This is a genomic window from Pseudomonas sp. IT-P176 (assembly GCF_949767245.1).
In the GTDB taxonomy this organism is placed as follows: Bacteria; Pseudomonadota; Gammaproteobacteria; order Pseudomonadales; family Pseudomonadaceae; genus Aquipseudomonas.
Genome location: NZ_CATKPN010000112.1, coordinates 167,203 through 188,158 on the forward strand (window position 1 = coordinate 167,203; position 20,956 = coordinate 188,158).

Sequence of the window (20,956 nt, forward strand, 5' to 3'; positions counted from 1 at the left end):
ATGAGTGAAGATGCACAAGACGTCGTATTGATCGTCGAAGATGATCCTTCGATCCTGATGGTGCTTGCCGCCTACCTGTCAGGCGAGGGCTATCGGGTGTTGCAGGCGGTGGACGGCGAGGAAGCGTTCGCGATCCTGGCCAGCAAACCCCACCTGGACATGATGATCACCGACTTTCGCCTGCCCGGAGGCATTTCCGGAGTGCAGATTGCCGAGCCGGCAGTCAAGTTGCGCCCTGAGCTCAAGGTGATTTTCATCAGCGGCTACCCGCAGGAAATCCGCGAGTCCGGCAGCCCCATCGCGCAAAAGGCGCCGATCCTGGCCAAGCCGTTCGACCTCGACGTGCTGCAGGAACTGATGCAGGAAATGCTTTCCTGATCCACCCGCAACCCCCGCATTCCAAAACCAGATGAGCGTCCTGCGGCCGCTGACGCAGCCTCGCGGGCTCGGCAGCTGCCTCAGGTGCGGATCATCTCGCGGACTTTGGCGGTCAGCAGGTCGAAGGTGAATGGCTTGGTGATCATTTGCATGCCCGGGTCGAGAAAGCCGCCGCGCACCGCGGCATGCTCGGCGTAGCCGGTAATGAATAGCACCTTGAGGTCGGGCCGGTATTGCCGGCCGATTTCCGCCAGTTGCCGGCCGTTCATGCCAGGTAGCCCGACGTCGCTGATCAGCAGGTCGATGCGCTGTTCGGAATCGAGGATCGGCACCGCGCTGTCGGCGTCCCCGGCTTCGACGAAGGCATACCCCAACTCGCTCAATACCGCACTGACCAGCACCCGCACCGCCGGATCGTCCTCGACAATCAGCACGGTTTCCCCGGCCTTTGCCCCCGGTGCGTGGGGCACCTGGGGCGGTTGACTTTGCGTGAGGTCGCCACGAAAGCGCGGCAGGTAGAGGTTCACCGTGGTCCCGCTGCCCACTGCACTCTGGATGGTCACGTGGCCACGGGACTGCTTGCTGAAGCCATAGATCATCGACAGCCCCAGGCCAGTGCCCTGGCCGATCGGCTTGGTGGTGAAAAACGGGTCGAAAGCCCGGCTGATGGTGGCCTGGGGCATGCCACAGCCACTGTCGATCACACTCAACACCACATAATCGCCGGCTTGCAGGTTGCCATGGGCTTGGGTGAACTCGGTGTCCAGATGCTGATTGAAGGTCTTGACCGCCAGGGTGCCGCCGTCGGGCATGGCGTCGCGCGCATTCAGGACCAGGTTGAGCAGGGCGCTTTCCAGCTGATTGGGGTCGGCCTCGGCCACCCACAGCGGATCCTGCAGTTGCATGTTCAACTGAATGCTTTCATTGATGCTGCGCTGCAGCAGCTCTCCCATCGAGCGCACCAGGGTGTTCATTTCCACCGGCTTGGAATCCAGCGACTGGCGTCGGGAAAACGCCAGCAGGCGATGGGTCAGGCCAGCGGCACGGTTGGCGGAGGTCACGCCCAGGTCGATCAGCCCGTCCAGGTCATCGGTGCAACCGCGCGCCAGGCGCCGGCGCAGCAATTCCAGGCTGCCAATGATGCCGGTCAGCATGTTGTTGAAGTCATGGGCGATACCGCCCGTGAGCTGGCCGACCGCTTCCATTTTCTGCGATTGACGCAGGGCCTCTTCATTGTGCCGCAGTTGGGTGGTGCGTTCCTCGACCTGTTGCTCGAGGGTTTCCAGGGTGTTCTTCAGTCGCAGCTCGCTCTGGTACAAATCCACCAGGCGGTCGCGGGCTTCATACTGCCGGCGGCGCCCGCGCAGCGCCGTGGATACCAGGCTGATCAGGGTCACCGGGTGAAACGGGCGCTCGAGGAAGGTCACGTTGCCCAACTGGGCGCCAAAGCGCGACGCTGGATTCTGCTCGGCGCCGCCATGGTGGGTGAGGAGCACGATGGGCAAGTCCGACCAGGCCGGTTGTTGCTCGATAAACCGCAGCAACGGCTCCAGGTCCGCGCCCAGCAGGGCCTCGGAGGAAATCAGCAGCAGGCCCGCACCGTGTTCCAACTGCTCGCACAGCACGCCCAGCCCCTGGGTGATCACGCCGGCGTAACCGGCCTCGTTAAGCAGGGTCAGGGCGATCTGGCTATCGCGTCCCAACGGCGCAAGAATCAATGCGCGCTCGGACACTGCCTTGAGCGCGATCAATGGTTTTCGTCCACAAGTAACGGTGTGTTGGCGCCCAGGTAAGTGGGCACACCGCGCAACACGCCTTGAAAGGCGTCCAGAGGCTCACCAATAGTCATGCCGGTGCTGCCGATACGGTATTCGCGAATGGTCGATTCATGGCTGCCCGTGCGTTTCTTGATGATCGAAATGGCCCGGCGCACTTTGCCCAGGGCCTCGAAGTAACGCAGCAGAATCACCGTGTCGGCCAGGTAAGTAATATCCACCGGCGCCTGCATGTCACCCACCAGCCCGTGTTGGGCCACGGTCATGAAGGTCGCGGCGCCCTGGCGATTGAGGTACAGCAGCAACTCGTGCATGTGCAGCACCAGGGCGTTTTCCTCGGGCATGGCGGCCTGGTAGCCGTTGATGCTGTCGATCACCACGGTCTTGATCCCGCGTTCGTCGACGCAACGGCGCACCCGGTGCGAGAACTCGCCTGGGGACAGTTCGGCCGCGTCCACCTGTTCGATCAGCAGGTTGCCGGAGTCTTGCAGGGCTTGCAGGTCGATGCCCATGTTCTTCATGCGTTCGAACAGCAGGCCCAGCTCTTCATCGAAGATGAACAGCGCGGCCTTTTCGCCCCGTGCCACGGCTGCGGCGGCGAAGATCATCGAGATCAGCGATTTGCCGGTACCGGCCGGACCGAGGATCAGGGTGCTGGACCCGGTCTCGATGCCACCGCCGAGCAGGGCGTCCATTTCCTTGATGCCGCTGGTCAACTGCTGGCGGATATACCGCCCGCGATGTTCGGCAGCCACCAGCCGGGGGAACACGTGCACGCCATCGGCCATGATGGTGAAGTCATGAAAGCCGCCGCGATACTTCTGGCCCCGGTACTTGACCACCCGGATGCGCCGGCGTTCGGCGCCATAGTTGGGGGTCAGTTCTTCCAGGCGAATCACCCCGTGGGCCACGCTGTGCACGGTTTTGTCGAGGGATTCGGTGGTCAGGTCGTCGAGCAGCAGCACGGTGGCGTCGTAGCGCACGAAGTAGTGCTTGATCGCCAGGATCTGCCGCCGATAGCGCAGCGAACTCTGGGCCAGCAGGCGGATTTCCGAAAGACTGTCGAGCACCACCCGGGTCGGCTTGACCCGTTCTACCACCTCGAAAATCTGCTTGGTGGCTTCGCCCAACTCCAGGTCCGAGGAATACAGCAGGCTCTGCTGGTGCTCGCCATTGAGCAGGCTCTCTGGCGGCGTCAGCTCGAAGATGTGGATGTTCTCATCCAGTTCCCAGCCGTGGGACTTGGCGCCTTGGCGCAATTCGCGTTCGGTTTCCGACAGGGTGATGTACAGCGAGCGTTCACCGGCGCGGGCGCCGGCCATCAGAAAATGCAGGGCCACCGTAGTCTTGCCTGTGCCGGGTTCTCCTTCCAGCAGAAACACATGACCGCGGGACAGGCCACCGGCGAGGATGTCATCCAGGCCTTCAATGCCGGTGGCGGCTTTTTCACTGTTCAACTCGTTGGATGTAGACAAAAAATGCCCTCTCATGACTAGGGGAAGCGAGGCAGCGGCCGATACTGGCGAAATGGCTGCCTGTTCACTGGACCCCGGGACGAGCCAAACGGTTCAACGCAATCTGATCATAGACCCTGCTGCAGCGCCGGATCGTCCGGATTCATCTGCTCCAACTGCGCCAGCAGCACCTGGACATTCTGCAACTGGCCGCTTTCCTTCCAGTAGTTGATCAGCAGTACCCGCGCCTTGCGATCGGCCGGGTGGCGCTGGACGATTTCCTGCAACTGCTTCTGCGCCGCTTCCAGCTCGTGCTCGCTGTGCAGGGTGGTCGCCAGGTCATAGCGGTAGTGCTTGTTGTTCGGCTCCAGCTCCACCGCCCTGGACAACCCCAGCAGGGCGAACTCGCTTTGCCCGTGGTGCAACAGCCACAAACCCAGGGCGTGTTGCAGGTACGCCGAGTCAGGTTGCGCCTTGAGCTGGCGGGCCAGCAGTTGCTGGGCCGCTTCGCTCTGGCCTTGTTTGTCGAGGACCTCGATCTGCATCACCAGCGCAGGCAGGTTGCCCGGGTCCAGGGCCAGGGTCTGCTCCAAGGCTTGCTGCGCCTGCTTGAGTTCGGCGTTGTGCAGGTGCAGGCGCGCCAGTTGGTACTGGGTGTGGGCGGTAACTGGCTGGCTTTGCAGTGCCTGCTCGTACTCATCGATGACTTGCTGCAGCGGACCGAAGTACAGCCCCAGGTCATCGGGCGACAAACCGAGCAACGCCTCGGCGGCGGCAAATCGCACCGCTTGCTCGCTGTCCTCCAGCAGTGGCCCGAGCAACAAGCTGCGCTGGCCGCTGGGCACCAGCCCGACGATGCTGTCGATCGCCGCCTCGCGCACCGCCACCGAAGGGTGGTGCAGGTCGGCATCGGCCAGCTTCAGGGCTTGGGGGCTGGGGTAGTTGGGCAGTTCGGCATGCAGCCACAGGCGGCGCTTGTCGGAGATGTCCGGGCGGGCCAATTGCTGGTACAGCACACGCGCCGCGCCGGGCTTGCCATTGCGCGCCTGGTCCAGGGCTTCGCTGTAGCCGCGCTTGATCGCCTCCGGCACCTGCGGCGTGACACTGCGCAGGGACAGCCAGGTGATGGCGATGGCAACGACAACCAGTAGGCTGATGATCAGGTAGCGACGAGGCTTGGACATGCGCGGATCCGGAAGCTGACAACGAGTGCAGGGGTGCCAGCTTCGGTCAGCGCAGGCCCTGAGTCAAACCCGCGCCTAGTTTAAAACGTAGTCGACCGGCTCCAGGGCCGGGGGCAGTTCGTCGTGGCCGAGGGCGGCCAGGACTTCACGCTCGATCAGGCGCAGCAGGGCATTGCACGGCAGATCGTTCTCATCGAAGCCGAACGGATCTTCGAGGTCGTCGCCGATTTCGTCCAGGCCAAAAAAGGTGTAGCTGACGATGGCCGTGAACACCGGCGTCAGCCAGCCCAGCGGTTCGGCCATGGCGAAGGGCAGGAGGATGCAGAACAGGTAGATGGTCCGATGCAGCAGCAGGGTATAGGGGAAGGGCAGGGGCGTGCTTTTGATCCGCTCGCAAGCGGCCTGTACCTGGCTCAGGCTGACCAGCCGGGTTTCCAACTGGGTATAGCGCCATTCGCTGATCCGGCCCAGCTCGGCCAGGCGTGAGCAACGGGCGCCGACGTGTTGCAGCAGGCGATCGCTTAGATTCGGATGGCGCAGGTCGGCCTCGACATCGGCCCATGGCCTGATTGCCGCAGCCTCGTCTTCGACCCGCAGCCGGGCAATCAGGCCATGGGCGAAACCGCAGAGTTCGCGCAGCAGCGGTTCCCGTTCACCTGGGTCCTTGAGCACCTGGGTTTCGCGGATCAGCGAACGCAGCTCGATGATCAACTGGCCCAATTGCTTGCGGCCTTCCCACCAGCGGTCATAACAGGCGTTGTTGCGAAAGCTCATGAAAATCGACAGCGACAGCCCTAGCAGGGTGAAAGGCGTGGCATTGACCTTGGAGAAGTACGTGGGGTGCCAGGTTTCCACCAGCACAATGACCGATGCCAGCAGCGTCACCAGCAGGCTGCGCAAGGCGATGCGCTTGGCAATCGAACCCTTGAGGGAGAACAGGATGCCGATCAGGTTGGGTTTGGGACGGACAATCATCAGTGGGGTCTTCAGCCGTTTTCGTGCTGTGGCAGCGGTTGAAGGCTAGAGGCCTGGAGGCAGCCTGTCCAATTGCTCTGGCTGACGGGGTGATCGATGCTGTCTATGGCTTTGACTTGGCTGATCGATCTACGCCATGTGCCGCGTCCAGATCCTTGTGGGAGCGGGCTTGCCCGCGATGGACGCCAACGATGACGCGCGGCTCCTGCATAAACGCGGCGCTCTCAGGTTTTTCGCGCGTAGGCTCGCTTCCACAGGACGGCGTTCGGCCTGTGGGAGCGGGCGCCCGCTTGCGGCTTGTCCGCGATGGGCATAGGTTTCTACACAGCTGTGGTGCGATGTTGCACCAGGGTTTTGGATTAGACCGAGTACATATCCATTTCTTCGGTAACGGCCTCCTATGGTTCCGCCTGACGGCGGCTCACTTTTGAACAGCCCAAAAGTAAGCAAAAGGCTCTTACCCCACCACTTGGCACCTCGCTTAGGCTCGGTGTGCCCTCACTCCGGCTTGAATCCGTGGGCCGCCGCCACGCGCCATCCATGGCGCGGGGCGGCTAAACCGGCGTCCTGCCGGGTTACCCACGGCTTCAAGCCTGCGTTCGGCCAGCGTGGTTAACGGGGCTCCCAGGATCAAAAGCAAAGCGAGGCGGCCTAAAAGCCGACCTGATCGCTAGGGCACGCGCGGTGTAGCTTCTACTTCCCAAGAGGCTGACGAAGTCAGCCATCTTTTGATCTGGCTCTGGCTCTGGCTCTGGCTCTGGCTCTGGCTCTGGCTCTGGCTCTGGCTCTGGCTCTGGCTTTTGATCCTGGGTGCCCCGTTAACCACGCTGGCCGGAGTCCGATATTGATTTGGGGGGTAAACCGGCAGGACGCCGGTTTAGCCGCACTGGGCCAGGGAGGGCCCATTGCGGCGGCCCCCCAAATCAATGTCGGAGTACGGGCATGCCGAGCCTAAGCGAGGCACCGAGTGGTGGGGAAAGAGCCTTTTGCTTACTTTTGGGCTGTTCAAAAGTGAGCCGCCGTCAGGCGGAACCATAGGACGCCGTTACCGAAGAAATGGATATGTACTCCGCCTAATCCAACCCCCCAGAGGCCGCCACAAAGTTGTGTAGATACCTATGCCGCGATGAGGCCGGCCCAGTCCCACAGGTTTGGTGGCCATACGCAAAATTTGCCGGCAGCCAGATTCACTGTGGGAGATAGCCCGCTCACGAAAACGGCCCAAAGCCTCGCGCAGTGTTTGATTCAACCAATCCCCAGGCCAAAAAAAGCCCCGCGACCGAATGAGACGCGGGGCTAAAAATTGGTTGGTTGCGGCCAACCAAAGGAGCACGTTTAAGCTTAGTTGCTGGCGACGGTTTGTGGTTGCCAACCGCCACCCAGGGCTTTGTAAATCGCCACGATGCCACGGTACAGGTCGACTTCGGCCTGGGCCTGGGTGTCTTCGGCAGCCAGGCGTTCGCGTTGGGCGTCCAGCAGCACCAGGAAATCGACGGTGCCTTCGCGGTAGCGAATTTCTGCAAGGTCAGCGGCGGCCCGGCTCGATTCGCTCTGGCGAATCAGCGAAATCAGCCGCTGCTGGCGTTTGCCATAGTCAGAGAAGGCGTTTTCCGACTCTTCCAGGGCCAGCAACACTTGCTGCTCGTAGCTGGCCAGGGCGCCGTCGGCATTGGCATCGGCGGCACGCAAACGCGCGCGCACGCTGCCCAGGTCAAAGGCCGCCCAGGTGATGCTGGGGCCTAACGCCCAGGCATTGGCGGCCGATGAGCCGATCTGCGAGCCGCGTCCGGCGGTAAAGCCCAGGAAGCCACTGAGGCTGACCCGCGGGAACAGGTCGGCCTTGGCCACGCCGATGCGCGCGGTGGCGGCCGCCAGCTTGCGTTCGGCGCTCTGGATGTCCGGCCGGCGTTGCAACAGTTCGCCCGGATCGCCTATCGGCAAGGCCTTGGCAATGGCCGGCAGGCTGGCCGGGCTGAGGTCGACGCTGAGTTTGTCCGGGCGCTCGCCGAGCAAGGTCGCGATGCGGTTGCGCTGACGGATCTGCACTTCCTGCAATTGCGGCACGCTGGCTTCCACGGACGCGAGGCGGGCATCGGCGCGCACCACGTCCAATTGATCACCGACACCGGCATCACGCAGGGTCACGGTGATCTTGCTCGACTCCTGCTGGTTCGCCAGGTTGGCCAGGGCAATTTTCTCGCGCAGTTGAGCACCCCGTAGCTGGCCGTAGGCATCCACCAACTCGGCAATCAGGGTGACTTGCAGTTGGTACAGGTCGGCCGCGGCTACCTGGGTGTCGGCGTCGGCCGCTTCCAGATTGCGCTGGATACGTCCGAACAGGTCGATTTCCCAGGCCATGTCCAGGCCCAGGTCATAACGCTCGCTGCTGACCCGGTCGGTGGTCTGGCCGGGGATCTGCCCCTTGGCCAGGTCACTGCTGACGCGGCTGGTCACGACTGGCATGGCGTCATTGCTGACGTCATCGCGAAACGCCCGGGCGGCCCGCAGGCGGTCGAACGCCACCCGCAGATCGCGGTTGCCCTGCAGCGAGGTGTTGACCAACTGGTTGAGGATCGGGTCCTCGAACTGCTGCCACCAGATGCCTTCGAAGCGGGCCCGGTCGAAGTTCTTCTGACCCTTTGCGCCATCGGTGGCGGCCGTGATGTTGGCCGCCTCCGTCGCCGGGGTCTTATAGTCCGGGCCGACGGCGCAGGCACTCAGGGCCAGCACCAGCAAGCTCGGCAGGAAGACTTTCAGGCTCATGGTTGTGCCTCCAGTGGCAGGGCCTTGGCCGCTTTGCGAGCTTCGCCGCGCTCGACATAGCGGCGGATCAATACGTAGAACACCGGCGTCAGCAACAGGCCGAAGAAGGTCACCCCGAGCATCCCGGAGAACACCGCGACGCCCATGGCGTGACGCATTTCGGCACCGGCACCGCTGGAGAAGACCAGGGGCACCACGCCCATGATGAAGGCGAAGGAGGTCATGAGGATCGGCCGCAGACGCAGGCGGCAGGCTTCGAGCACCGCGCTGAGTGCGTCCATGCCTTCCTCTTGCTTGTCCTTGGCGAACTCGACGATCAGGATCGCGTTCTTACATGCCAGGCCCACCAGTACGATCAAACCGATCTGGGTGAAGATGTTGTTGTCGCCACCGGACAGGATCACCCCGGTAATGGCCGACAGCAGGGTCATCGGCACGATCAGGATCACCGCCAGGGGTAGGCTCCAGCTCTCGTATTGCGCCGCCAGCACCAGGAACGCCAGCAGCACACACAGCGGGAACACGAACAACGCAGTGTTGCCAGAAAGAATCTGCTGGTAGGTCAGGTCGGTCCACTCGTAGGTCATGCCGTTGGGCAGTTCTTCCTTGAGCAGTTTTTCGATCGCTTGTTCGGCCTGGCCGGAGCTGTAGCCGGGGGCTGCGGCACCGTTGATTTCAGCGGTGATGAAGCCGTTGTAGTGCATCACACGGTCCGGCCCCGAGGTGTCGCTGACCTTGATGAAGGTCGCCAGCGGGATCATCTCGCCTTTGTTGTTGCGCACTTTCAGCTGGCCGATCTGGTCCGGTTCGAGGCGGAACTGTTGCTCGGCCTGGACGTTGACTTGATAGGTGCGACCGAAGCGGTTGAAGTCGTTGGCATACAGCGAACCCAGGTAGATCTGCAGGGTGTCGAAGATGTCACTGACGGCCACGCCATGGGTCTTGGCTTTTTCCCGGTCGATGGCGGCATCGACCTGGGGCACGTTCACTGTGTAGCTGGTGAACAGGCCAGCCAGTTCCGGCACGTTATGGCTCTTGTTGATGATGTTCATGGTTTCTTTGTACAGCTCGTCGTAACCCAGGTTGCCGCGGTCCTCGATCTGCAGGCGGAACCCGCCGATGGTGCCCAGGCCCTGTACCGGCGGCGGTGGGAAGATCGCCATGTAGGCTTCCTGGATGTCGGCGTATTGGCCATTCAACGCGCCGGCAATCGCCCCGGCCGACTGGCTCGGGTCCTTGCGTTCATCGAAGGGCTTGAGGGTGACGAACACGATCCCGGCGTTGGGGCTGTTGGTGAAACCGTTGATCGACAGGCCCGGGAAGGCCACCGCGGCTTCCACGCCCGGCTGCTTGAGCGCCATGTCGGACATGCGCTTGATCACTTCTTCGGTGCGGTCCAGGCTCGCCGCATCCGGCAACTGGGCGAAGGCCACCAGGTACTGCTTGTCCTGGGCCGGGACAAAACCGGTAGGGGTGTTGGAGAAGCCGAAGAAGGTCAGCACCATCAGCCCGGCGTACAGGACCAGGGCAATCCCGCTGCTGCGGATAACCCGGGTCACGGTGCCGACATAACCATGACTGGCGCGGTCGAAGAAGCGGTTGAACGGACGGAACAACCAGCCACCAAACAACCTGTCCAGGACCCGTGAGAAGCGGTCCTTCGGCGCGTCATGACTCTTGAGCAGCACGGCAGCCAGCGCTGGCGACAGGGTCAGCGAGTTGAACGCCGAGATCACGGTCGAGATGGCAATGGTCAGGGCGAACTGTTTATAGAACTGCCCAGTCAAGCCGGAGATGAACGCGGCCGGGATAAACACCGCACACAGCACCAGCGCCGTGGCAATGATCGGGCCGGTCACTTCGCGCATGGCGCGCTTGGTGGCTTCCACCGGTGTCAGCCCCAGGCCAATGTTACGTTCGACGTTTTCCACCACCACGATGGCGTCGTCGACCACGATACCGATGGCCAGCACCAGGCCGAACAGCGACAGCGCGTTGAGGGAGAAGCCGAACAGGTGCATCACGGCAAATGTGCCGATCAGCGAGACCGGTACTGCCACCAGCGGAATGATCGAGGCGCGCCAGGTCTGCAGGAACAGGATCACCACCAGTACTACCAGGATCAGTGCTTCGAACAGGGTGTGCACCACCGCTTCGATGGAGCCACGGACGAAGATCGTCGGGTCATAGACGATGCTGAAGTCCATGCCTTCAGGGAAGTTCTTCTTCAGCTCCGCCATTTTCTCGCGAACCTGGTTGGAGATTTCGATGGCGTTGGAGCCCGGACGCTGGAAGATCGGGATCGCCACCGCCGGGTCGTTGTTCAGCAGCGAGCGCAGGGCGTATTGGCTGGACCCCAGCTCGATTCGGGCGATGTCCTTCAGACGGGTGATTTCACCGTCGTCGCCAGCGCGAATGATGATGTTCTCGAACTCTTCCTCGCTGACCAGGCGGCCCTGGGTATTGACCGAGAGCTGGAACGCGGTGGCATTCGGTGCGGGCGGCGCACCCAGGGCACCGGCGGCCACCTGGCGGTTCTGTTCGCGAATCGCGGTGACCACGTCGGTCGCGGTCAGGTTGCGCGAAGCGGTCTTGTTCGGATCAAGCCAGACCCGCAGCGAGTAGTCGCCCATGCCGAACAGCTGCACGTCACCGACACCGCCCAGGCGCGCCAGCTCATCCTTGATGTTGAGCAGGGCGTAGTTGGACAGGTAGAGCATGTCGTAGCGTTTGTCCGGCGAGGTCAGGTGCACGACCATGGTCAGGTCGGGCGAGGCCTTGTCCACCGTGATGCCGATCCGGGTCACTTCTTCCGGCAGCTTGGGCTCGGTACGGGTGACGCGGTTCTGCACCTGCACCTGGGCGTTGTCCAGGTCGGTGCCCAGGGCAAAGGTGATGGTCAGGGTGATCTTGCCGTCGGCGGTGGACTGCGAGGACATGTACAGCATGTTCTCGACGCCAGTGATGGCTTGTTCCAGCGGGGCTGCGACGGTTTCACCGATGACCTTGGGGTTGGCGCCGGGGAAGTTGGCGCGCACCACCACGGTCGGCGGTACCACTTCCGGGTATTCGCTGATCGGCAACTGGAACAGCGAGATGCTGCCGGCGATCAGGATCAGCAGCGACAGCACGGCGGCGAAGATCGGCCGTGAAATGAAGAACTGGGAAAAATTCATTGGAGTCTGTATCCCTTAACCGCGTGGAGTCGCAGCAGCGAGCTTCACAGCCGTACCCGGCGCACCCTTGGCAGGCGCGACTTGGGGCAGGTTGCTGGCTTCAAGCGCCTGGCGTTGTTGGGCGAGGGCGGCGAGGGTTGCCTGGCTGGCCATCTGCACCACTTCAGGGGTGACCGGCGAGCCTGGGCGCACCCGTTGCAAACCCTTGACGATGATCGTGTCGTCCTTGTTCAGGCCACTGCGCACGATGCGCAGGCCTTCGATCTTCGGCCCCAGCTCGACGGCGCGGTACACCGACTTGTCGCCGTCCATCACCAGTACGAACTTCTTGCCCAGGTCGGTTCCCACCGCTTCGTCGGTGATCAGCACCGCCGAGTAGGTGCCACTGCCCACCAGCTTCAGGCGTGCGTAGAGGCCGGGGGTGTATTCGCCCTTGCTGTTGTCGAACACCGCACGACCACGAATGGTGCCGGTCTTGGGGTTGACCTGGTTGTCCATGAAGTTCATCTGGCCCTGGTGCGGGTTGCCGTCTTCGTTGGACAGGCCCAGGTACACCGGAGTGGTCTGGCCACGCTGACCCTGGCGAGCCAGCTGGCTGTACTTGAGGAACACTCGCTCGTCGGCGTCGAAGTAGGCGTAGACCTTGTCGGTGGAAACCACGCTGGTCAGCGGCGTGACATCGGCGGTCACCAGGTTGCCGGCGGTGATTTCGGCACGGCTGACGCGGCCACTGATGGGCGCGGTAACACGGGTGAAGCTCAGGTTCAGTCGGGCCAGGTCCAGTTGCGCCTGGATCGCGCCCACTGCGGCGCGGGCTTCCTGGGCGGCACTGGTGCGCGAGTCGGCGAGCTCCGCCGAGATCGCGTTGCTGGTGCGCAGGCGCTCGCCGCGCTGGGCTTCGTTTTCGCTGCGGGTGGCATTGGCACGGCCTTGGGCAACCAAGGCTTCGAGGCGGCGGACCTCAGCCTGGAACGGACGCGGATCGATCTGGAACAGCAGGTCGCCTTTTTTCACCAGGGCGCCTTCGGTGAAAGCCACTTCATCGATCTGGCCAGATACGCGCGGGCGGATTTCCACGGTTTCCGGCGCTTCCAGGCGCCCGGTGAATTCGTCCCACTCGTTGACCGGTTGTTCCAGCACCTTGGCCACGCTGACTTTGGCGGCGGGCATGGTGGCGGCCGAGTCCGGGGTCTTGCCGCAGGCGCTCATCACCAGCACGGCGAGGGCGGCCAGGGGCAAGCGCAAATGTTTAAGAGACTGTTCCATGGATAGATCCGCCAATGTATTGAGATGGGCGGATGATGCTCGGCGAGTCTCTATCTCACGAATCGAATGAAGCAAAGGTAACTATCATTCGGAATGATATAAGCCTCGGGGCAGCCCTCTAGCCTAAGGCTTTTGTTAGGTTGCTATCAATATCATTGATGGCGCCACAGCCCTCAAACCCCGCCCCTGGCCAGCCCCCTGAAAGCAGTAAACGCTCTAATCCGGGCATCTTAGACCAATGAATAAGCTCTCATGAGTGTTATTCCGAACACCATGTGTGATATTTTGCGCGCCGTTCAAGGTTTTACTGCATGCAGTGCTTTGATGACGAACGCTGCGTGGATTCTGCAATAACTATAAATAGCGAGAATTGTTCATGAGCAAGACCCCTTACGCCGTGGCCGACGAGCCACACGAGGCGAGCCATGCCGAGTCTTCCGGGCTGGAAGTCAAACGCCTGACCTTCGTCGAGGCGGTGGCAATGATTGTCGGCACCAACATCGGCGCCGGCGTGCTGTCGATGGCCTACGCCAGCCGCAAGGCCGGCTACATGCCGTTGCTGTTCTGGCTGGCGGTCGCCGGCATCTTCACCACCATCTCCATGCTGTATGTCTCGGAAACCGCCTTGCGCACCCGCCGTCACCACCAATTGAGTGGCCTGGCCCAGCGCTACGTCGGCTCCTTCGGGGCCTGGGCGATTTTCCTCTCGGTAGCGGTCAACAGCATCGGCGCGCTCGTGGCCTACATGAGCGGCAGCGGCAAGGTGCTCAGCGAGTTTTTCGGGATCAGCCCGGCACTCGGCAGCCTGCTGTTCTTCCTGCCTGCAGCGCTGGTGCTGTACCTGGGCCTGAAGGCCATCGGCAAGGGTGAGAAGTTCATCAGCATCGGCATGCTCAGCATGACCCTGGTGCTGGTCATTGCCACGCTGGTCCACGACAACACCCGGTTTGCCAACCTGCTGGAAGGCGATTGGGTCTACATGATCCCGGTGTTCAACATTGCCGTGTTCTGTTTCTCGGCCCAGTACGTGGTCCCGGAAATGGCGCGTGGTTTCAGCCACGCACCCAAGCGCCTGCCGCTGGCGGTGATCACCGGGATGCTGATTACCTTTATTTTGCTGGCGATGGTGCCGATGTCGGTGATCGCCCTGACCGGTCTGGAAAACCAGAGTGAAGTCGCGACCCTGGCCTGGGGCCAGGCGCTGGGGCAGTGGGCGTTCTACACCGCCAACACCTTTGCCCTGTGCGCGATGATGACGTCCTACTGGGGCCTGGGTGGCAGCTTCCTGACCAACATCTTCGACAAGTTCCAGAGCCTGGGTTCGGAGAGCAACCCCAAGACCCGCCTGATGGTCTTGGCCATTGTCTGCGTGCCGCCGTTTATCCTGGCCTACAGCGGCATGGTCGGCTTCGTCAGCGCCTTGTACTTTGCCGGGGTTTTCAGCGGGGTGATCCTGTCGATCATGCCGATCCTGATGCTACGCTCGGCACGCAAGAACGGCGACATCGTCCCGGCCTGGCAATGCGGCTGGATTGCCCATCCGCTGATCCAGGTCACGGTGGTGGTGCTGTACCTGATCAGCATGGCCTACGCCATCTGCGCGGCACTGGGTTGGTTGCCTGCCAGCTGGTAGGGTTTTGCGGCTACGCCAGTTGAGATAAAAAACGCCCCGACCTGTCGGGGCGTTGTTGTTTTTGCGCGAGACACATCAGTAGCCGCTGTCGAGCAGCGCGAGGCTGCGTCAACGGCCGCAGGACGTTCATTGGAATTGGCAATACCGCTAGAGGGCTTTTTCCCGGCAATGCAGCAGGGCTTCGCGGATCATTGCGCTGACCAGGGGCGCGGACACGCCGAGGTCCCTGGCGATGTCCTTCTGCTTCATGCCATGGATCCGGCACATCTCGAATACGTAGCGGGTGCGCTCGGGAAGGTCGGCCAGTGCGCCGCATACCCGCTCCAGCAGTTGCTGGTCGGAAACCAGGGCTTCCGGAGTCTCGGCGTGGTGCGCAGGCGCCTCGTTGCTATCGCTGTCCTGGCATATCAGGCGTTCCTCGAACTGGCGGCGACGGTAATGGTCGATCGACAGGTTGCGCACGACGCGGGTGAGGTAGGACGCCTGGGACCGGATCTGCTCGTTGTCACCCGCATCGTCGACCTTCATGAAGGCTTCATGAACGATGTCTTCGGCGTGACTGCGGCACCCGGTGATCCGGGCTGCGAGACCGATCAGGCGTGAACGCTGGTCATAAAACACCTCAAGCAAGGGGGAACCATTTCTGGCTGCATCGATTTTTTGCATGAGGCACCTGATGAATTCTTGGTAGTACGCCAGCGAGGGTGAAAAATCTAATACTATTAAGAACTATTTGCAACAACTCCCTAAATCAATCTCCACCTGGTTATGATCCAAGGCCGCAAAAGCACCGTCTGAAGTTATTTCTCTGTCATTCGTCGATCTAGGAAACCGCGAGACAGGGCGTCATGCCCCTCGCATTGACTCCACAGATCGAGGAATTGCAAATGGCTTTCGACCGCGAAGATGCAACGTTCAAAGTACTGGTCAACGCAGAGGAGCAGTATTCGCTGTGGCCCGACTACAAGGCAGTGCCTGCGGGCTGGCGTGAGGCGGGGAAAAGCGGTCTGAAGCAAGACTGCCTGGACTACATCGAGTCGGTCTGGACCGACATGCGCCCCCTCAGCCTGCGTCAGCACATGGACGGGCAGGCCGGCCGGTGAGCGTTTTGCTGACCCTGTTCTGCCTGCCCTATGCGGGCGCCAGTGCTATGAGCTATGCACGCTGGCGTCGTAGCGCACCGGCCTGGCTGGACATTCGTCCGCTCGAGCTGCCGGGGCGGGGCAGTCGTGCCGGCGAGCCGCTGGCGAGCGACCTGGTCGACCTGGCCGCGCAACTGGCCCGCGAGCTGCGCGGTGAAACCTATCGGCATTACGCGCTGTTCGGCCACAGCATGGGCTCGCTGCTGGCGTTCGAACTGGCCTGTGCCCTGCGTGCGCAGGGCTTGCCGGCGCCTCGTGCATTGCTGGTGTCTGGCGGCTCGGCCCCCGCGCACCGCGACTACCTGCGCTTTCGCCAACCCCTGGGCGATGAGCAACTGATGGCCGAGTTGGCCTCCCTGCAAGGCACGCCTATCGAGGCCCTGCAAGACCCCGAACTGATGCGTCTGGCGCTGCCTGTGCTGCGTGCCGACTTCCTGCTGTGCGGCCGCTATCGCTATCAGCCGACGGCGCCCCTGCAGTGTCCGGTGCATGTGCTGGCCGGCACTGAGGATCGTGCCAGCCAGGCGCAACTGCTGGCCTGGCGCGAGCATGCCGGTGCAGGTTTCAGTCTCGAACTGTTCGCCGGTGGTCACTTCTTCATCCAGGAGCAGGAGCGGGCGGTGCTCGACCACCTGATTGCCTGCCTGGCGGCCACGTTGCCTGGCGCTGCCGCTGTGCGCCCTGACTCTCACTTTCTTTGCAAAGGTGCGACATGACAGTCCTCCATACGTCTCTGGTTGACGCGCTGAGCGCGCACGCGGTGCGGCGCGGTGACAAGCCGGCGGTGCATTTTCTCCTCGACGGCGAAGCGCAGCGCCTGACGCTGACCTATGCCGAGCTCGACCGCCGGGCCCGTGAGCTGGCGGCAGTGCTGTCACGCCATGCCGGCGTCGGTGAGCGGGCGCTGTTGCTGATGCAGAGCGGTCCGAGCTATGTGGTGTCGTTCTACGCCTGCCTGTACGCAGGCATCATCGCCGTGCCGGCATTGCCGCCCGAGTCGTTGCGCCAGTACGAACTGAGCCGGGTGCGCTCGATCCTCGACGATGCCCAGCCAAGCCTGGTGCTGACCGAGGAGCATCTGCGCGAGTCGCTGGTACAGGCCTTCGCCCAGAGGTTGCCGACCACCCTGTCGGTCGACGCGCTGGATGCATCGACACTGCAGGGCAGCGCCAACTGGCCGGTGCGGCAACCGGCCAACGAGGACATTGCCTTCCTGCAATACACCTCCGGCTCCACCGCGACCCCCAAGGGCGTGGAAGTCAGCCACGGCAACCTGGTCGCGAACGAACAGATGATGCTCGGTTGCTTCGACCTGCGTGAAGACGACACCTTCGTCAGTTGGCTGCCGCTGTACCACGACATGGGGCTGATCGGCTGTCTGTTGCTCTCGGTCTATCGGGGCGCGAGCCTGGTCCTGATGTCGCCGCGGCACTTCGTCGAGCGGCCTGCGCGTTGGCTCGAAGCGATCAGTGACTATCGCGCGAGCCACAGCGGTGCCCCGGACTTTGCCTTCCGCCTGGCCGCCGAGCGGGTCAATCAAAGCGTGCTGGCCAAGCTCGACCTGAGCTGCCTGCGCGTGCTGTTTTCCGGTTCCGAGCCGGTGCGCCAGGACAGCCTGCAAGCCTTCGCCCAGCACTTCGCGCCTTGCGGGTTCAAGCCGGCGGCGTTCTTGCCGTGCTATGGGCTGGCCGAGGCCACCCTGTTCGTCGCCGGTACCACCGCTGCGGAGCACTTCGTCAGTGCCAGTTTCGACAGCCATGCGCTGGGCGAACACCGCGCCGAACCGGGGCAGGGCAGCTTGCTGGTCAGCAGCGGCATCCTGCACGAAGGGCTGCAGGTGATGCTGGTGGATCCGCACACCGGCGACATCCAGCCGGACAGCCATATCGGCGAGATCTGGACCAGTGGCGACAGCGTCGCTCGTGGCTACTGGCGCAACCCGCAGGCGAGCGCGCGGACATTTGTCAGCCGCGAAGGGCGCACGTGGCTGCGGACCGGCGACCTGGGTTTCCTGCGCGGCAACCGCTTGTTCATCACCGGGCGCCTCAAGGACATGATCATTGTCCGTGGCCAGAATATTTACCCGCAGGACCTTGAGCGCGCCGTCGAATACAACGTCGAAGGCGCGCGCAAGGGCCGGGTCACGGCATTCGTGGTCGAGCAGGCTGACGGCGAGGGTATCGGGATCGCGGTCGAGATCGGTCGCACCACCCAACGCAAGATCAGCGCTGCACAACTGTGTGCGCAGATCGACCGAGTCGTGGCGGAGGTTTGTCAGCAGACGCCGGTATGGATTGCCTTGCTCAACCCCGGCGAACTGCCCAAGACCTCCAGCGGCAAACTGCAACGCTCCGCCTGCCGGCAGATGCTCGAACGCGCGGAGCTGGACTGCTTCCACCTGCGGCGCAACGACCAGCCGCTGGTGCGCGAGGGCCAGGCCTTGGTTGACGATCAGCAGCGACTGGTCGCGGCGGTCTGGGCCGAGGTGCTGGGACAAGATGAGATTTTTTGCGACGACAACTTCTTTGCCCTGGGCGGCAACTCCATTGCTGCCGCGCAGATTGTCGGACGCCTGCGTGAGCGCCTGGGGGTGAACCTGGCGCTGGCGAGCGTGTTCGACCACCCCGAGCTGGCTGGCTTTGCAACATCTCTGGCCGAGGCCGTTGCCGGCCACACCCAGCCTGTCCTGAGCCCCAGCGTGACTGACGAACTGCTGCCGTCCTTTGCCCAGGAGCGCTTGTGGTTCGCCTGGCAGTTGGACCCCCGCAGCTCGGTGTACAACGTGCCGCTGGCGCTGCACCTGCGTGGCCCGCTGGACGTCGATGCGCTACGTGCTGCGTTCGGCGCGCTGCAGCAGCGCCATGGGGTGTTGCGCACCACCTTTGCTGCGCAGGGCGAGGGTGTGCGCCTGCTGCTGCAGGAGACCCTGGCGCTGGAATTTGCCATTGAGGATCTGTCCGAGCTGTCGCCCGAGCAGCGTCTGGCCCAAGCTCGCCAGCGCGCCGCCGCGCATGCCCGGCAACCGTTCGACCTGAGCACCGGGCCCCTGCAGCGGGTGTGCGTGCTGCGTCTGGATCAGCGCGAGCACGTGCTGTTGCTGACCACCCATCACATCGCGGTGGATGGCTGGTCAATGCGCAACCTGGTGGATGAACTGGAAGTGCTCTACACCGCCCGGTTGGCCGGCATCGACGCGCAACTGCCAGCGTTGACCGTGGGCTATGGCGACTTTGCCCGCTGGCAGCGCCAGCTGTTGGCCGGTCCCGAGCATGCCCGGCAGTTGGCTTACTGGCATCAAGCGTTGGCCGGCGAGCATAGCTGGCTGGAGCTGCACGGGCAGCGGCCCCGCAACAAGCAGGCGATGGCCGTCGGCGAACACTTCACCTTCAGTGCCGTGCAGACCAGCGCCTTGCGTGACTTCGCCAGGGCACGCGCAGTCACGCCGTTCATGCTGCTGCTGGGGGCGTTCGCGGTCAGCCTGCGCGAGCAGAGCGGCCAGTTGCGTATCCGCCTGGGCAGCGACATCGCCAACCGCAGTCATCCGGCCACAGAGCCGTTGGTAGGGTTTTTCATCAATCAGTTGGTGCTGCAGGTTGATCTGGACCTGGCCGCCAGCACCGATGCCCTGCTGGAGCAGTGCCGGGGCGTAGTGCTGGGCGCCGCAGGGCACCAGGATTTGCCCTTCGAGCAACTGGTGGAAGCGCTGCGCCCGCCGCGTCGGGCCGGTCGCTCGCCGTTCTTCAGCATCAAGCTCAATTACCAGGAAGGCGAGCCACCGCTGCCGCGTCTGCGCGATGTGCGCGTGCAAGGGTTCGACGCCGGCCAACAGGCTGCCGAGCTGGACCTGATCCTCGGTTTCTACAGCAGTGCCAGCCGCCTCGAAGCGCGTTTCGAAATGCCCGAAGGGCTGTTCCAGCCTGGTGAAATTTCCCAGCTGTTCGCGCAGATCCGAGCCGTACTGCACTGCTGGCTGGGCAAGGCTGCGTTGACCCAGGCCGACCTGCTGGAAGCGGCCGCCCAGGTGCGGCGCGAAGCACGGGCGGTGGATAGCCAGCAGCGCCAGACCCTGCTCGCCAGCCAGCGCCCGATGCGCCGGCGCGCAGCGCAGCCGTCCACTCAACCGCACAGTGTCCAGGAGCAATGATGAGCGAGGTTAAAGTCACCGCACTGCCGACCATGGGTCGGGCACGCAGAAGCATCACCGCCAGCCAGGAGGAGCGGGTGGTGTTCACGCCCCTGCTCGAAGGGCACACGCTGCCACTGCTGTGTCGGCCACGGTTCGCCGGCACCGACCTGGGGGAATGGCTGGGGCAGCACCGCGAGCTGATCGAGGCGCGACTGCTGGAACACGGCGCGATCCTCCTGCGCGGATTTGATGTGGATGGCATCGATGGCTTCGACCGCTGCGTCCAGGCGATCTCCGGCGGGGCGCTCGAGTACCTGTTCCGGGCCTCGCCACGGACCCAGGTGACCCGCCAGTTCAATATCTACAGCTCCACCGATTATCCGAGCAATGAACGGATTTTCCCCCACAACGAGCATTCCTATTCGCCGGTGTTTCCGCTGCACCTGTACTTCTATTGCGACCTGCCGTCGCTGACCGGTGGCGAAACCCCCTTGGGCGATACCCGCGCATTGTTACAACGCATCGACCCGGCCGTGCGCGAGGAATTCCGCCAGCGCCGGATCATGTACGTGCGCAACTACGGCGACGGTATGGGCCTGCCCTGGCAGACCGTGTTCCAGAGCGAGGACCGGGCGGAAGTCGAGGCGTATTGCGCGCGCATCGGTATCGAACCGCAGTGGAAGAGCGGCAACCGCCTGCGCACCCGCCAGGTGGGGCCAGCCATCGTCCGCCACCCGCGCAGCGGCGAAGAGCTGTGGTTCAACCATGGCACGTTCTTCAACGCCCTGACCCTGCCGGAAACCCTGCGCGCGGCATTGATCACCGAGTTCGCCCCCGACGATCTGCCGCAGAACACCTTCTTTGGCGACGGCGCAGTGATCCCCGACGCAACCATCCGCCACCTGCAACAGGCTTACCGCGACGTGATGGTCGAATTCCCCTGGCACCAAGGCGACGTGGTCCTGCTGGACAACATGCTGTCGCTGCACGCCCGTAATGCATTCACTGGCCCGCGCAAGATTCTCACCGCGATGGCAATTGCGCAGAAAAGCGCCGACCTGGCACTCGATTGAGGTTCCCCTAC

At 63.1% G+C, this 20,956-nt stretch carries 14 protein-coding genes; 6 read left to right on the top strand and 8 right to left on the bottom strand.

Annotation, left to right across the window (positions count from 1 at the left end; translation table 11 throughout):
* Nucleotides 1-378: a response regulator gene (locus ACM6IP_RS25910; protein ID WP_095168307.1), complete on the top strand. Its 378-nt coding sequence runs from the start codon at nt 1-3 to the stop codon at nt 376-378.
* Between the two features lie 80 nt (nt 379-458).
* On the opposite strand, the gene ACM6IP_RS25915 is transcribed toward ACM6IP_RS25910, so the two are convergent.
* The 7 genes from ACM6IP_RS25915 to mexE all read right to left on the bottom strand — a co-directional run bounded on the left by ACM6IP_RS25915 (nt 459) and on the right by mexE (nt 12,971).
* The gene (locus tag ACM6IP_RS25915) at nt 459-2,129 is read right to left on the bottom strand and encodes a response regulator (RefSeq protein WP_095168305.1); all 1,671 of its coding nucleotides are present in this window, start codon (nt 2,127-2,129) and stop codon (nt 459-461) included.
* Entirely contained in the window at nt 2,126-3,628 is a 1,503-nt protein-coding gene (locus ACM6IP_RS25920) for an ATPase domain-containing protein (protein ID WP_095168304.1), read from the bottom strand. Before ACM6IP_RS25920 ends, ACM6IP_RS25915 begins: the two co-directional genes overlap by 4 nt.
* A 107-nt stretch (nt 3,629-3,735) precedes the next feature.
* Nucleotides 3,736-4,791 carry a tetratricopeptide repeat protein gene (locus tag ACM6IP_RS25925; RefSeq protein WP_414862594.1) on the bottom strand — a complete coding sequence of 352 codons (1,056 nt, stop codon included), beginning with the start codon at nt 4,789-4,791 and terminating at the stop codon, nt 3,736-3,738.
* Between the two features lie 75 nt (nt 4,792-4,866).
* Complete coding sequence (locus ACM6IP_RS25930; protein ID WP_414862595.1) at nt 4,867-5,766, bottom strand: bestrophin family protein; 900 nt, start codon at nt 5,764-5,766, stop codon at nt 4,867-4,869.
* A 1,341-nt stretch (nt 5,767-7,107) separates the two neighbouring features.
* Nucleotides 7,108-8,529, bottom strand: a complete 1,422-nt coding sequence (locus ACM6IP_RS25935; protein WP_095168296.1) for an efflux transporter outer membrane subunit — start codon at nt 8,527-8,529, stop codon at nt 7,108-7,110.
* Nucleotides 8,526-11,705, bottom strand: a complete 3,180-nt coding sequence (locus ACM6IP_RS25940) for an efflux RND transporter permease subunit (protein WP_095168295.1) — start codon at nt 11,703-11,705, stop codon at nt 8,526-8,528. Before ACM6IP_RS25940 ends, ACM6IP_RS25935 begins: the two co-directional genes overlap by 4 nt.
* Nucleotides 11,706-11,720: 15 nt before the next feature.
* On the bottom strand, nt 11,721-12,971 hold the full coding sequence (gene mexE, locus ACM6IP_RS25945) for a multidrug efflux RND transporter periplasmic adaptor subunit MexE (RefSeq protein WP_095168293.1): 1,251 nt from the start codon (nt 12,969-12,971) through the stop codon (nt 11,721-11,723).
* 376 nt (nt 12,972-13,347) lie between these two features.
* Between mexE and ACM6IP_RS25950 the strand changes: the two genes are divergently transcribed.
* Nucleotides 13,348-14,604 carry an amino acid permease gene (locus ACM6IP_RS25950; RefSeq protein WP_095168291.1) on the top strand — a complete coding sequence of 419 codons (1,257 nt, stop codon included), beginning with the start codon at nt 13,348-13,350 and terminating at the stop codon, nt 14,602-14,604.
* A 147-nt stretch (nt 14,605-14,751) separates the two neighbouring features.
* On the opposite strand, the gene ACM6IP_RS25955 is transcribed toward ACM6IP_RS25950, so the two are convergent.
* Nucleotides 14,752-15,270: an RNA polymerase factor sigma-70 gene (locus ACM6IP_RS25955; protein ID WP_095168290.1), complete on the bottom strand. Its 519-nt coding sequence runs from the start codon at nt 15,268-15,270 to the stop codon at nt 14,752-14,754.
* Nucleotides 15,271-15,485: 215 nt separating this feature from the next.
* Between ACM6IP_RS25955 and ACM6IP_RS25960 the strand changes: the two genes are divergently transcribed.
* Genes ACM6IP_RS25960 through ACM6IP_RS25975 form a run of 4 tightly spaced genes read left to right on the top strand, consistent with a single transcriptional unit; the run spans nt 15,486 to nt 20,945 of the window.
* Nucleotides 15,486-15,707 carry an MbtH family protein gene (locus ACM6IP_RS25960; RefSeq protein WP_269467581.1) on the top strand — a complete coding sequence of 74 codons (222 nt, stop codon included), beginning with the start codon at nt 15,486-15,488 and terminating at the stop codon, nt 15,705-15,707.
* Nucleotides 15,704-16,462 (top strand): thioesterase II family protein, encoded by a 759-nt coding sequence (locus ACM6IP_RS25965; protein WP_257792324.1) that lies wholly within the window; start codon nt 15,704-15,706, stop codon nt 16,460-16,462. The genes ACM6IP_RS25960 and ACM6IP_RS25965 overlap by 4 nt, the downstream gene beginning before the upstream one ends.
* The gene (locus ACM6IP_RS25970) at nt 16,459-19,890 is read left to right on the top strand and encodes a condensation domain-containing protein (protein ID WP_414862596.1); all 3,432 of its coding nucleotides are present in this window, start codon (nt 16,459-16,461) and stop codon (nt 19,888-19,890) included. The genes ACM6IP_RS25965 and ACM6IP_RS25970 overlap by 4 nt, the downstream gene beginning before the upstream one ends.
* On the top strand, nt 19,890-20,945 hold the full coding sequence (locus ACM6IP_RS25975; protein WP_414862597.1) for a TauD/TfdA family dioxygenase: 1,056 nt from the start codon (nt 19,890-19,892) through the stop codon (nt 20,943-20,945). The genes ACM6IP_RS25970 and ACM6IP_RS25975 overlap by 1 nt, the downstream gene beginning before the upstream one ends.
* Nucleotides 20,946-20,956: the final 11 nt, after the last annotated feature.

Bases quoted from the DNA above. Each gene is read 5' to 3' on its own strand.
- ACM6IP_RS25910 (WP_095168307.1), top strand. From the start codon at position 1: ATGAGTGAAGATGCACAAGACGTCGTATTGATCGTCGAAGATGATCCT.
- ACM6IP_RS25925 (WP_414862594.1), bottom strand. From the start codon at position 4,791: ATGTCCAAGCCTCGTCGCTACCTGATCATCAGCCTACTGGTTGTCGTT.
- ACM6IP_RS25930 (WP_414862595.1), bottom strand. From the start codon at position 5,766: ATGATTGTCCGTCCCAAACCCAACCTGATCGGCATCCTGTTCTCCCTC.
- ACM6IP_RS25935 (WP_095168296.1), bottom strand. From the start codon at position 8,529: ATGAGCCTGAAAGTCTTCCTGCCGAGCTTGCTGGTGCTGGCCCTGAGT.
- ACM6IP_RS25940 (WP_095168295.1), bottom strand. From the start codon at position 11,705: ATGAATTTTTCCCAGTTCTTCATTTCACGGCCGATCTTCGCCGCCGTG.
- mexE (WP_095168293.1), bottom strand. From the start codon at position 12,971: ATGGAACAGTCTCTTAAACATTTGCGCTTGCCCCTGGCCGCCCTCGCC.
- ACM6IP_RS25950 (WP_095168291.1), top strand. From the start codon at position 13,348: ATGAGCAAGACCCCTTACGCCGTGGCCGACGAGCCACACGAGGCGAGC.
- ACM6IP_RS25955 (WP_095168290.1), bottom strand. From the start codon at position 15,270: ATGCAAAAAATCGATGCAGCCAGAAATGGTTCCCCCTTGCTTGAGGTG.
- ACM6IP_RS25970 (WP_414862596.1), top strand. From the start codon at position 16,459: ATGACAGTCCTCCATACGTCTCTGGTTGACGCGCTGAGCGCGCACGCG.
- ACM6IP_RS25975 (WP_414862597.1), top strand. From the start codon at position 19,890: ATGAGCGAGGTTAAAGTCACCGCACTGCCGACCATGGGTCGGGCACGC.